Annotated in this window: 7 protein-coding genes, 1 tRNA gene and 1 pseudogene; 1 reads left to right on the plus strand and 8 read right to left on the minus strand. The window is 70.0% G+C overall.

Features of this window, described 5'->3' with window-relative positions; translation table 11 throughout:
* The 4 genes and pseudogenes from ACWGKS_RS27760 to ACWGKS_RS27775 all read right to left on the minus strand — a co-directional run.
* Positions 1 to 854: pseudogene (locus ACWGKS_RS27760) on the minus strand (hypothetical protein); the annotation flags it as partial.
* 126 nt (positions 855 to 980) lie between these two features.
* Positions 981 to 1056 (minus strand) — tRNA-Thr (locus ACWGKS_RS27765).
* 102 nt (positions 1057 to 1158) lie between these two features.
* A complete protein-coding gene (locus tag ACWGKS_RS27770) occupies positions 1159 to 2721 on the minus strand; it encodes an alpha/beta hydrolase (protein WP_358514922.1) in 1563 nt (520 codons plus the stop codon).
* Positions 2722 to 2832: 111 nt separating this feature from the next.
* Complete coding sequence (locus ACWGKS_RS27775) at positions 2833 to 4005, minus strand: DNA polymerase III subunit delta' (RefSeq protein WP_358514892.1); 1173 nt, start codon at positions 4003 to 4005, stop codon at positions 2833 to 2835.
* A 271-nt stretch (positions 4006 to 4276) separates the two neighbouring features.
* Here ACWGKS_RS27775 and ACWGKS_RS27780 point away from each other — a divergent pair, with 271 nt between their 5' ends.
* Positions 4277 to 4849: a peptidoglycan-binding domain-containing protein gene (locus ACWGKS_RS27780; RefSeq protein ID WP_358514895.1), complete on the plus strand. Its 573-nt coding sequence runs from the start codon at positions 4277 to 4279 to the stop codon at positions 4847 to 4849.
* Between the two features lie 147 nt (positions 4850 to 4996).
* On the opposite strand, the gene tmk is transcribed toward ACWGKS_RS27780, so the two are convergent.
* From tmk to ACWGKS_RS27800, 4 genes are all read right to left on the minus strand, one after another.
* Entirely contained in the window at positions 4997 to 7105 is a 2109-nt protein-coding gene (gene tmk / locus ACWGKS_RS27785; RefSeq protein WP_452524640.1) for a dTMP kinase, read from the minus strand.
* A 247-nt stretch (positions 7106 to 7352) separates the two neighbouring features.
* Positions 7353 to 10136: a type I DNA topoisomerase gene (gene topA / locus ACWGKS_RS27790; protein WP_452524642.1), complete on the minus strand. Its 2784-nt coding sequence runs from the start codon at positions 10134 to 10136 to the stop codon at positions 7353 to 7355.
* A 663-nt stretch (positions 10137 to 10799) separates the two neighbouring features.
* Positions 10800 to 12101, minus strand: coding sequence for a hypothetical protein (locus ACWGKS_RS27795; RefSeq protein ID WP_358514903.1), 1302 nt, complete (start codon positions 12099 to 12101; stop codon positions 10800 to 10802).
* A gap of 322 nt (positions 12102 to 12423) precedes the next feature.
* Positions 12424 to 13026, minus strand: coding sequence for a chaplin family protein (locus tag ACWGKS_RS27800; protein ID WP_452456388.1), 603 nt, complete (start codon positions 13024 to 13026; stop codon positions 12424 to 12426).
* Positions 13027 to 13069 lie beyond the last annotated feature (43 nt).

The following is a 13069-nucleotide window of genomic DNA, read 5'->3' on the forward strand; positions in this document are numbered from 1 at the left end:
AGGTCGGGCGTCGCGGCATGGGGCTCATGCTTGCGGCCTGACAGCAGCAGCGTGGGGGAAGTGCCCGGACCGTTACCCCTTCTCAAACACGCTCTGAGACGGGTGAAGTCGACGCGTGTGGTCGCGCCCAGGATCCCGATCGCCTTGTTCTCGGCGTCCTCGATGGAGAGCTCCGTGAAGTGGACCACGGATCCGTTGGTGGCACGTACGACGTAGTCCACGGAGGCCGTCTCGTTGAACCCGCCATCAATGATCACGCAGTCGGTGATCCTCGCCCGAGACCAAGAGAACTCCAGGGTCGGCGCGCCCACGTCCCCGCCCTCGAAGCCCGAGAACCGGAGTACGTCGGCCACCACCGCAGCCCCTTCCCTGAGGGACATACCCGCCTGGTGGAAGACGCAACGGTGCATCCGGCCGGTTCCACCACGCCATTCCAGCCCGGTGCCGACGAACCGACAGTCGACGAACTCGCTTTCGCCCTTCCCTCGCAGACGTACCGGGACACGGCCCACGAACCAGCTGTCGACCGCCTTGAGCCGGCCACCGCCCCGCACCTCGATCTGCGGTCGGTCCCGGCTCTTGGAGCGGATCAGCATCCCGTAGAGCTCAAGGGGGTGTTCGGTTTCGATCACCGCGCGGTCCCCGTCCACGGCGAGTTCCACGGTCTCCGGCCCATGGGTGGGCACGATCATCAGCGGCCCGGGGTAGGAGAGCGGTCGTTCCTCCTCGTAGGTGCCGGGCTCCACGTGGAGGTAGAGGCCCTCCGTCAGGTTCCGGATCCGAAAGGCCGTCACCGCGTCCGACAGCGAGAGGTAGGCGTTGGGGTCGGTCTTCGACACGCGTACCGAGTGCATGAGTCGGCTCCTGGAGGGGCTCAAGGGGAATGTGGCGCTTCGTACCGTAGCGCCGCTTTCACCCCCACCCGCCGCCCCGCGACGCCGAAAAAAGAACGCCGCCCCGTGACCGGGACGGCGTTCTGGTGGAGCCGCCTATCGGAATCGAACCGATGACCTATTCATTACGAGTGAATCGCTCTACCGACTGAGCTAAGGCGGCACACCGGCACGCGTTCGTACGTGCCGAAGCAGGAACCAGTCTAGCGCCTCCCGCGAGTGGGCCGCACACCCGGAGCCGGCCGGCGGCTCCGGGTCGTCTCGGTCAGCCGGCGAGGTTCGGGGCGCAGGCCATCCCGTCCTCGGGCACCGCCAACTCCAGCAGGTAGTCGTCCACGATCTGGTCGACGCACTCGTCGCCCATCCGGTAGCCGGTGTGACCGTCGCCGTCCCGGGTGACCAGGAAGGCGGACTCCAGCTGGTCGGCCAGCGACTCGGACCAGGCGTAGGGGGTGGCGGAGTCGCGGGTGGTGCCCACCACCATGATCGGGTCGGCCCCCGCACCGGTCAGGTCCGGCGTTTCGGCCACCGCGTCCTCCGGCCAGAACGCGCATGGCAGGGCGCCCCAGGCCAGCATCGGACCGAAGACCGGGGATTCCTCCCCCGCCATGGCGGCGGCCTCGGCGTAGGCCTCCACCTCGCGTGGGGCCGGGGAGTCGGAGCAGTTCACCGCGGTGAGCGCGGAGGTGGAGTTCTCGTACTCGTCCAGGTCGCCCCGGCTGTACAGGTCGTCGCCCAGCAACAACAGCCCGGTGCCGTCGCCGCCCTCCATGGCGTCGGTGAGCGCCTCGCGCACCCGCGGCCACCAGTTCTCGGTGTACAGGGCGGCCAGTACCCCCAGTTCGGCGCGGGCCCGGTTGACCTCGCGGCCGTCGTCGGTGGTGGTCTCCAACGGCTGTGTCGCGGCCTCCTCCAAGAACGCTTCCAGGGCGGCGATCCCCTGGTCGACGCCGTCGCCCGAATCACCGAGCGGGCAGTCCTGTTGGTTCAGACAGTCCCCGACGAAGGCGTGCAGCGCCGTCTCGAAACCGGTGGCCTGCTGGACGCTCACACTCAGCTGGTCCTGGGCCGGGTCGACCGCGCCGTCAAGGACGAGCGCGCGCACGTTGTCGGGGAACTGCTCGGCGTACTGAGCACCGATGTGGGTGCCGTAGGAGGCTCCGAGGTAGGTGAGCTTCTCGTCGCCCAGGAGCCCGCGCAGCAGGTCCATGTCACGGGCGACGTCGGCGGTGCCGATGTTGCGCATCAGGTCGGGCGCGCTCTCCTCACAGGCTTCGACGAACTCGCGGCTGCCCTCCTCGATCTGGGCCAGTCCCTGGGGGCTGAGGTCGGCCATGTCGTCGGCGCCCGGCCCGGTTCCGTAGTCGGTACCGAGGAACTCGTCGATCTCCTCGGCCTCCAGACAGGTCAGAGGGGTGCTGCGGCCCACTCCCCTGGGGTCGAAGCCGACCACGTCGAACTGTCGACGCACCGTCTGGCTGAGCGTGTAGGGGCTGTGGTCCACGAAGTCGTGGCCGGAACCGCCCGGACCGCCCGGGTTGACCACCAGGGAGCCCAACACCTCGTCTCCGGTGGCGGGTACACGCTTGACCGCGATCTCGATGCGTTCCCCCTCCGGTTCCTCGTAGTCCAGCGGAACCTCGAAGACCGCGCACTCGCTCTCGGGCAGACCGCTGTCGCACTCCCGCCAGTCGAGTTCCTGCTCGGCGAAGTCGACGGAACCCGTGACCGCGCCGTCGTCTTCGGCCCCACCGTCACCGGAGGTGCAGCCGGTGACCAGCACCGCCACTCCGAGCAGCGTCGCCCCTACCCGCGCCCTCAGCCCCACCCGAATCCGCCTCCACTCGTCCAACACGTCGCGTCCCGATTGTCGCGGACCCGGTCGCGTGCTCGGCCCCGGGCCCTACAGGGCCCCGACCGGTTCTCGTTCGGTCGGTTCTCAGCCCGCCAGCAGGGCGGAGGTCATGGCCTCCATGGCGATCTGCGGGTGCACGTTCGCGGCGATCCGCTCCCGGCACGCCATGATCGCGTCGATCCGGCGCAGGGTCGCCTCGGGTGGGCCGGAGCGGGCGATCCGTTCCAGGTCCCCGGAGCGTTCCACGGTGGACAGTTCCACGGTCGCGCCCAGTTGGAGCGCCAGGACGTCCCGGTAGAAGGCGGCCAGGTCCAGCAGGGCACGGTCGTAGGAGTCGCGCTTGATCCGAGTGGCCCGGCGCTTCTGCCGCTCCTCCAGGTCCTTGAGCGCCCCGGCGGCGCCGCGGATGGCCTTGGCCACGCCCTTACCGGTGGAACCCTCGCCGAAGGCCGCCTTGAGTTCGCCCTTCTCCTTCTCGTTCAACGCCGTGGTGAGCGCCTTGGACTCCTCCTCGGCGATCTCGTACAGCCGGGCGGCGGCGGTGACACAGGCGCCCAGGCCGGTCAGCCCGACCGGGATGGACAGGACCTCCTCCCGGCGGCGGCGCGCCTCGGGCTCCGTGGCCAGTTGCCGGGCCCGGTCCACGCGGCCCGCGGCGGCCCGGGCGGCGGCCTCGGCGGTCACGGTGTCCACCCCGTCGCGCCGCACGAGGGAGTCGACGATCTGCCGGGTTCCGGGGGTGGCCAGGGTGACCAGACGGCAGCGGGAGCGGATCGTGATGAGCAGGTCGTCCGGGGTGGGGGTGCACAGCAGCCACACCGTTCGTGGCGAGGGTTCCTCCACCGCCTTGAGCAGGGCGTTGGACGCGGCCTCGGTGGCACGGTCTGCGTCCTCGAAGAGCACGATCCGGAAGTTGCCGCCCGAGGGCTTGGATCCGGCCCGCAGCACCAGGTCACGGGTGGCCGACACACCGAAGCTGAGCCCGCTGGGGCGTACGTAGAGCACGTCCGGATGGGTGCCGGTCAGGACCTGGTGACAGGAGTCGCAGTGGCCGCAGCCGCCCTCACGGCATTGCAGGGCCGCGGCGAAGGCACGCGCGGCCTCCTCGCGGCCCGAGCCGGGTGGGCCGGTGAACAGCCACGCGTGGGTCATGCCGGCGCCCCGTCCCCCGGAGAGGAGGTCGGCGGCGCCCTGGACCGCGCGCCCCAGTTGGGCGGCGGCCACCTGTTGGCCGACGAGGTCGTCGAAGACCGTCACGCGCTTCCCCTATCCACGACTCACTGATCCGGTCTCCAGGATAGGAGCCGGCACCGACGCCCGGACCGTTTTCCACAGGCCCTCCTTCTCGGATCCGAGGGGGACCCACGCCCTCCCAGGGAACCCGACGCGACCCTTCCCTTCCGGTTGCCATCGGGGCCGGACCAGGTCAGAAGGGGTTTCGGGGTGAACCTCGACCGGGGGTGACGGATCTCTCTTTGGAGAGGGCGGCCGCGACGGGGGCGCCGCCCGAACCACAGAAGGAGTACACATGTCGAAGGCACGAGGGATCACGATGCTGTTCGCGTCGGGGGCCATGGTCGCCGGGTTCGGCCTCGCGGGGGCGCCGGCCGCGCTGGCGGACGGACCGAACACGCCGCCCGAGGTGGTCGCCGCGATCGAGGCCGCCGCGTGGCCCGAACTGGAGGAGGGCCAGGAGACCTGGGAGGTCGCGGTCGTCAAGTTCCTGCTGGTGGAGTACGGCTACCTCGACGTCACCGAGGCCACGGAGGTGTTCGACGAGCGGCTGACCGAGGCCGTGACGGACTATCAGGGGGACAAGGGCCTCGACGCGAACGGGGTCGTCGACGAGCCGACCTGGGAGGCCCTGACCGAGGACCTGGGCATCGTCCGCCAAGGCGCCGAGGGCAACCGGGTGAAGGCCGTGCAGTACGCGCTGGTCTCCGGCCACGGCTACGACCTGGACATGGACGGTCTGTTCGGCGGGGCCACGCGTGCGGCGGTGGTCGACTTCCAGACCGGGGCGGAGATCGACGCCGACGGTGAGGTCGGTCCGATCACCTTCCAGGCCCTGCTGACCCCCGAAGAGGTCTCCGTCGACTGATCCCCGACCGAGGACACCGTGTCCCGGTCCTCGGATGGGTCCTCGACCGGGACACGACCACACCCTCACGGAAGAGCGTAGGGGCCTCCCACCGGATCGGCGGATCCGATGGGAGGCCCCTACGCGTGAAGCCCTCTGTCCCCGGCGCTACTCCGGTCTGATCACCGGGATCATGCCGGTGACGGCCTCGGATTCGGCGTCGATGGGGTCGGGCAGCAGCGGGCGCACCCGACGCTGGATCTCACGGGCGATCCGCTCCCGGCTCTCGCTCGCGTCCAGGACCAGGTAGCGGTCCGGTTCGGCTTCGGCCAGGGCGCGGAAGCCCTTCCGAACGCGCTCGTGGAACTCGGCCGACTCCGACTCGATCCGGTCGGCGGGGCCACCCAGCCGCGCGAGCCCCTCCTGGGGACGCACGTCCAGCAGCACCGTCAGGGTCGGCACCAGCCCCTGGGTGGCCCAGTCGCTGATCTCCTGGATCTCGGAGACCGCCAGGTCGCGCCCGGCTCCCTGATAGGCCAGCAACGAGTCGACGTAGCGGTCGCTGATCACCACGGCGCCGCGGCGCAACGCCGGCAGGATCTCCTGCTGCACGTGGTCGGCCTTGTCCGCCGCGTACAGAAGCACCTCGGCACGGTCGGTGATGTGCGAGTTCTCCCGGTCCAGCAGGAGGCCGCGCAGTCGCATGCCCAGTTTGGTGGCGCCCGGCTGGCGGGTGCCCACCACCTCGAATCCCTGGTCGCGCAGCCACACGGTCAGGTCACGGACCTGGGTGGACTTGCCGGCGCCCTCTCCTCCCTCCAGGACGATGAAGGCCCCGGCGACGGAGGCCTCCTCGGCCTCCTCGGTACGCGGACTGACCCCGCGCAGGGCGGCGAACAGCTCCGGGATCAGACCCGGGCCCGCGTCGGGGTCCTCGGCGTTGGCCTGGTGGTAGGTGACGAAGCCGAGCGCGAGGGCGATGAGACCACCCACGAGGAGGACCAGTCCACTGCCGTACAGGGAGTAGGTGAGGGGCCCGCCGAGCGGGAACTCGTGGTCCCCGGCGAATCCGGCCGCGATCGGGGCGAGGACGGCGGCGGCGAGCAGCGCGACCCGTCCGGTGGCGTGAAGGAGGGCGAACGCGCTCTCGCGTCGGTCCTCCTCGACCTCGACGTTGATCAGCCAGGTGCCGGTGGCCCAGGCCAGGCCCGCGCCCAGACCGAACACGAACGCGAGGACGGCCGACAGGACCATGTCCGTGACGGCGCCGGCGATGAGCAGTGCCAGAGCGGCCAGTACCACGGACAGTCCGAGGAAGCGGCGACGGCTGAACTGCTTGAGCACGCGCGGCGCGGAGACCACGCCCAGACCCAGACCCAGGAAGAGCGCGGCCACCAGGACGCCGAAGCCGGCGTTGCCCGCTCCGAGGTTCTCCACGTGCGGTCGACCCAGGCCGATGACCAGACCACCCGCGGCGGCGGTGGCGGCGAGCCCGAAGAGCACGCCTCGGATGAGCGGACCGGCGCCCACCGCCCGACGCCCGTTGCCGAGCGCACTCATCAGCGCCGCGTCCCGGTTGGGGCTCAGCGACGTCTTGGACACGGTGTGCTTGGGCAGCGGCAGCCCGGCCACCACGATCGCGGCGACGAAGAAGGTGAGGGCGTTGAGGTAGAGGGCGACGTCCGCGGCGGGGTCGGCCATGGACGGCACCAACGCGCCCAAGAGGTTGCCCACCGAGGCCAGGGCCGCGAAGAGCAGGGCCGCGACGGGCGCGGCGCCGTAGGTGGCCAACAGGGTCAGGCGGCCGGCCTGGCCCAGCATGCGTTTGGGAACGAGAACGGCGATGGTGGCGTCCCGCGCGGGGGTCCAGAACAGGGCCACGATCTCCGCCAGCAGCCCCGCGATCAGCAGCCACTGCAACGCGAACCCGGGGACCGACAGGCCCATGACCGGGATGGACGCGTACAGAAGGCCGCGCAAGACGTCGCCGCCGACCATCGTCCATCGACGGTCGAGACGGTCGGCCACGAGCCCCGCCAGGGGGCTGAGCAGGACCGCGGGGGCCAGCTTGATGGCGACGACCCCGGCGATGGCGAGGTACTGAACGAGTGTGGAGCCATCGGCGGTGAAGATGGCCGCGAGGGACACCAGTGCCAGAAGGCTCAGCCAGTCACCCAGGCTGGAAAGGGAAAGTGAGACCCACAACCTTCGGAAGGGTGTGATCGCGAGGACGTTCTGCGCCTCGGCCGGCGCTCCCAGGGGTGCAGATCTGCTCATAGCGCTCAAGATTATCGATGAGGGGGATCGGTACTGACAGGCGTCCATCGCCTGTCCGGGATTCGGGGATGCCTCCGGGGCTCACACACGATTCCGCGCCCTCATCAGCCCGACACAGCGTAGTACGGAAGATCATTCCCCGACAGGGGATGAGGTCCCGTCTCCGTTACGAAACAGCGGAAACCGCCCATCCGAACTTCTCTCATGAGAGATACCCGGGTGGGCGGTCACCAAGACACACAGGACGTCACTCCGTGGCGGTGCTCTTCGGCTCGCCGGTCTTCTTGGCGGCGGGCTTGCGCGTCGCCGCCTTCTTGGTGGTGGTCGTGGTCGTCTTCTTCGCGGTCGTCTTCTTGGCCGGGGCCTTGGCCCGACGCTCGGCCAGGAGTTCGGCGGCGCGCTCGTCGGTGATCGACGCGACCTCGTCGTCCTTGCGCAGGGAGGCGTTGACCTCCCCGTCGGTGACGTAGGGGCCGAAGCGACCGTCCTTGATCACCATCTTGGCGCCGCTCTCCGGGTCCTCACCGAGCTCGCGCAGCGGCGGAGCGGCGGCACGACGACCACGCTGCTTGGGCTGCGCGAAGATCGCCTTGGCCTCTTCGAGGGTGATCGTGAACATCTGCTCCTCGTTTTCGAGGGAGCGGCTGTCGGTGCCCTTCTTCAGGTACGGGCCGAACCGGCCGTTCTGCGCGGTGACGTCCTCACCGTCGAGCTCCCCCACCACACGGGGCAGGGACAGCAGACGGAGCGCGTCCTCCAGGGTGACCGTGTCCAGGTCCATGCTCTTGAGCAGCGAACCGGTGCGCGGCTTGACCTTCGCCTTGGCCTTGCTCTTGGGCTTGGTCTCGCCCTCGGCCTCCTCCGGCTCCGGGATGACCTCGGTCACGTAGGGGCCATATCGACCGGACCTGGCGAGGATGGTGCGCCCGGTCTCGGGATCGACCCCGAGCTCACGGTCACCGCTGGGCTGGGCGAACAGCTCCTCGGCCTTGGCCGGGGTGAGCTCGTCCGGCGCCAAGTCCTCGGGCACGTTCACCCTGGTTCCGTCACGGTCCAGGTAGGGGCCGAATCGACCGACCCGGAGCACGATGTCGGTGCCGGGCAGCGGCAGCGAGCTGACCTCCTTGGGGTCGATCTCGGACAGGTGGTCACCGACCACCAGGTCCTTGAGACCCGTCTCCTGCCGCCCCTCGGGGGTCTGTCCACCGAAGTAGAAGCGCCGCAGCCACGGCAGGCTCTCGGTCTCGCCCCGGGCGATGTCGTCGAGGACGTCCTCCAGACGCGCGGTGAACTCGTAGTCCACCAGGTTTCCGAAGTGGCGTTCCAACAACTGCACCACGGCGAAGGCCAGGAAGGACGGCACCAGCGCCGTGCCCTTCTTGAACACGTAGCCGCGATCCTGGATGGTGCCGATGATGGCCGCGTAGGTGGAGGGGCGGCCGATCTCCCGCTCCTCCAGCTCCTTGACCAGGGTGGCCTCGGTGTAGCGCGCCGGCGGCCGGGTGCTGTGCCCCTCGGCCTCCAGGCTCTGCGCCTTGACCGGGTCCTCCTCGCTCAGGGCGGGCAGGCGGCGCTCACGGTCGTCCAGGTCGGCGGCCGGGTCGTCGGAACCCTCGACGTAGGCCTTGAGGAACCCGTGGAAGGTGATGACCTTGCCGCTCGCGCTGAACTCGGCGACCTCACCGTCGGAGGAGGTGCCCTCGATGCGGACGGTGACGGACTCGCCGACGGCGTCCTTCATCTGGGAGGCGACGGTGCGCTTCCAGATGAGCTCGTAGAGGCGGAACTCGGGGCCGGACAGGCCGGTCTCGGCGGGGACGCGGAAGGTTTCGCCCGCCGGACGGATGGCCTCGTGGGCCTCCTGGGCGTTCTTGACCTTCTTGGCGTACACACGCGGCTTGTCCGGCAGGTGGTCGCCGCCGTAGAGACGTCGTGCCTGATCACGGGCGGCCTTGACCGCGCTGTCCGACAGCGTGGTGCTGTCGGTACGCATGTAGGTGATGTGCCCGTGCTCGTACAGCCGCTGGGCGACCTGCATGGTCTGCTTCGCGGACAGGTTGAGCTTGCGGGAGGCCTCCTGCTGGAGGGTGGTGGTGCGGAACGGCGCGTACGGAGAGCGGCGATAGGGCTTGCGCTCCACGGAGGAGACCGCGAAGCCGGTTCCGGAGAGGCGTTCGGCCAGGCCCCGGGCGGCGGCCTCGTCGAGGTGGCGCACGTCCCGGTCGGAACGGATCGAACCCTGGGGGGTGAAGTCGCGACCGGCGGCCACGCGCTTGCCGTCGACCGACAAAAGCGTGGCGGGGAAGCTGGCGGGGGCGTCGGCGACCGCTCCGGCGGCGTCGAAGACCGCCTTGATGTCCCAGTACTCGGCGGAGGTGAAGGCCATCCGCTCGCGTTCGCGCTCGACCACCAGTCGGGTGGCCACGGACTGCACCCGGCCCGCCGAGAGCTTGGGCATGACCTTCTTCCACAGCACGGGTGAGACCTCGTAGCCGTAGAGACGGTCCAGGATGCGGCGCGTCTCCTGAGCGCTGACCAGACGGGTGTTGAGCTCGCGCGTGTTGTCCGCCGCGTGCTGGATGGCGTCCTTGGTGATCTCGTTGAAGACCATCCGTCGGACGGGGATCTTGGGCTTGAGCTCCTCGCGCAGGTGCCAGGCGATGGCCTCGCCCTCGCGGTCCTCATCAGTGGCGAGCAGGAGTACGTCGGCCTCGGCCAGCAGCTCCTTGAGCTTCTTGACGTGGGCCTTCTTGTCGGTGTTGACGACGTAGAGCGGTTCGAAGTCGCCGTCGACGTCGACACCGAGCCGCGCCCAGGACTCCCCCTTGTACTTGGCGGGGATCTCCGCGGCCTTGGCCGGCATGTCACGGATGTGCCCGATGCTGGACTCCACGACGTAGCCGCGCCCCAGGTAACCGGCGATGGTCTTGGCCTTGGCCGGTGACTCGACGATGACCAGAGTGGTCCCCGTCCCCTGGCTTCCGTTGTCCTTCGAGCCGTTCTTGCCGGCGCTGCCCTTCGTGGCTGGCACGCTGTTTCCCCTACGTCTAGCCTTACGTTTTCTCTCGGCCGTGGTCCTTCGGCTCCCGTGGGAACCGACAGTAACCGAACTACAGGCACTCCCCCGTCGGTGAGCGGACCGGGTCGGCCGCACCCGAGTTCGCCTCGTCGTCGGTCACACGACCCCACACCCACCGGCACCCGCAGAATAAGCGCTCATCGGACCGGTACCGGCCCGTAACGTGTATTTGCGACCGTGGCAACCCTCTCCCCCGGCCTCTCGGTGGCTCTGACGAGCACCCCGAACACCCTAGGACAGTGACTTGCGTCACACTTATCGACTCCGGGGTGTTCTGCCCTCAAAATGCGACGAGTCCTCCCGGATATTCCCGGGAGGACTCGACTCGTGTTCTCGAACCGGTGGTCGCCACCTCCGCTCCCCCGCAGTCCACCGCGTTCCAAACGGAACGGGGGCGCGGAGGCGACTTCCTCCGACTCGTCGTGCGCGGCGCGTGTACGCCGCTCGCGGGAACGGTGTTCCCCGGCCATCGTCCGCCGTTCGCCTCGGGATGAGCGTGTCCACCGCAGTCCACCGCGTTCCAAACGGAACGGTGGGACGCACTCCCTGGGACGGACGGGTGTCCGTGTCCGGGTCACACCCCCGCGCGGGTCCGTCGACGGACCCGCTCAGGTACTACAGGCCAACGCCCGCGGCGCCCAGCAGGTCGCCCACCGGGTCGACCTCGGGCACCTCGGTGGCCTCGGGCAGCTCGGCCGAAGCCTGCTCCGCCACGGCCTGGTCCGCGGTCTCGCTCACGCTGTAGTCGACCGGCAGCATCTCGGAGACGGGGACCTCGGGCAGCTGGTCGACCCCCGGCACACTGTCCAACGCGGAGGCCTGGGCCTCGGTCTCGGCGCTCTGGTGCTCCACCACCTTGGAGTCGGCGTCGGTGGCGCTCGCACCGGCGATACCGGCCACGGCGCCCACGGCGTTGCCCGCGACGTTGACGGGGACGTCCGCGTCGGCGACGAGCTGGTTCCCGCCGGCCAACGAACCGTTGCCGGAGGTCGCGATGTCCTGCTCGACGTCCTTGACCACGGCGTCGCTGTCGGTGGTGGCCGCGCCGGCCACGCCGCCCACGGCACCGACCGCGTTGCCCGCGGCGTTCACGGGGACGTCCAGGTCCGCGACGAGCTGGTTGCCGCCCAGCGCGGAACCGTTGCCGGAGGTCGCGATCGACTGGTGCTCACGGACCGGGGCCGACTGACGCAGCACGCCGGCGTCCACACCGGAGGTGTCCGGCAGGATCTGGGCGTTCTCGACGGCCTCGTTGAGCAGGTCGGTGGCGGTGAACTGCCCGGCCTGGTGCTCGACCGGCGCGCTCTGGTGGTCGCGCACGATCGCGTCGGCGTCGGTGGCCGCCGCGCCCGCGACGCCGCCCACGGCACCGATCGCGTTGCCGGACACGTTCACCGGAACGTCGAGGTCGCCGACCAGCTGGTTGCCGCCGAGCAGGGAGCCGTTGCCGGAGGTCGCGATGTCCTCGCCACCGTGTCCGTGGCCGTGGCCGTGGCCGTGGCCGGACTCGTGCAGGACCTTGGAGTCACTGCCGGTGCTGGAGGCACCCGCGACGCCGCCGACCGCGCTGATCGCGTTGCCCGTGACGTTCACCGGGACGTCGCCGTCGACCACGAGCTGGTTGCCGCCCAGCAGCGAACCGTTGCCCGAGGTGTGCACCTCGTTGTGCTGGTGGTCGATCACCTTGGCGTCGGAACCGGTGCTGGAGGCACCCGCGACGCCGGCGACCGCACCGATGGCGTTGCCGGTCACGTTGACGGGGACGTCGCCGTTGACGACCGCCTGGTTGCCGCCCAGCAGCGAACCGTTGCCGCTGGTGGCCGCGTCGCTGTCGGCGAGCGCCACGCCGCTGCCCAGGGCGACGAAGCCCGCGGCCAGAAGCACGGTCTTCGCGGAGGTGCTGGCCCACTTACGCATGTGGGAAGTCCTTTCGAGAGAACGAGTAGTAGAGAAGGTGTCGTGCATGGGGCCACAGGCCGTTCCACACCCCTGGGTGGGATGTGGGCCTTCGACCAAGGCCGGGGATCATCCGGTCGGCTCCGCACCTGGGCGGTGCGTCTTCGCCGGTCTGTTGGGTACGGTCGCGTCGCGTCCTCGCTGGCTGCGTACGGACGCCCGCACCCCGTCGATCAGCTCCCGCTCTGGTTGAGCGGCGGCTGACGTGAACCCCGAGCACAAGGCCTTGGCCGGTGCTGCGGGACTCGCGTCAACCCCCGGACCCGAGGGCCCGGGAGTCCGATCAGGCCCGGGCCTTGTGGCGCCGGCCGTAGAAGATGAAGCCGACACCCGCGGCGATGGCGAGGACCGCGGCGGCGACCAGGCCGGTCAGCGCGCTCTGGTCGGCACCGGTGACCGCGAGGCGGGACTCGTCCGCGGGGGGAGCCGAGGGGCCCTGGTCCGCGGTCTCCGCGTTCGGAACGGAGCCCTCGTCGGCGGGGTCCTCCGGGTCCTCCTCGACCTGCTCCTCACGCTCTTCCTCGGGGGTCTCCTCCGGCTCCGGCTCCTCCTCGGAGATCTCTTCTTCCCGCGGGGGTTCTTCCTCGGGGGTCTCCTCCGGCTCGGGCTCCTCCGGGTCGTAGCCCTCGTAACCGTCGTCCGGTCGCTCCGGCTCGGTCACCTCGGCCTCACCGTCGGTGCACTCGGCACCGGCCACGCCGAGAACCGCGACGGCGTTGCCGCAGACGTTGACGGGAGCGTCGACGTCTGCCTCGATCTGGTTGCCGCCACCGATGGAACCGTTACCGCTGGTGGTGGTGTCGGCGTAGGCGGTCCCGTAGGCGGTGGTGGCGAGGAGGCCTGCGGCGATGAGGGCCGCGACACGGGTGTGGGTTGATCGGGTCATCGGGTGTCATGTCCTTTGGTCGACGAGAGTCGGATCTGCCACT

The organism is Nocardiopsis sp. NPDC055879 (assembly GCF_053615935.1).

Coding starts and splice junctions, on each gene's coding strand:
- ACWGKS_RS27800 (WP_452456388.1), bottom strand. CDS start 13,026: ATGACCCGATCAACCCACACCCGTGTCGCGGCCCTCATCGCCGCAGGC.
- ACWGKS_RS27795 (WP_358514903.1), bottom strand. CDS start 12,101: ATGCGTAAGTGGGCCAGCACCTCCGCGAAGACCGTGCTTCTGGCCGCG.
- tmk (WP_452524640.1), bottom strand. CDS start 7,105: ATGAGCAGATCTGCACCCCTGGGAGCGCCGGCCGAGGCGCAGAACGTC.
- ACWGKS_RS27780 (WP_358514895.1), top strand. CDS start 4,277: ATGTCGAAGGCACGAGGGATCACGATGCTGTTCGCGTCGGGGGCCATG.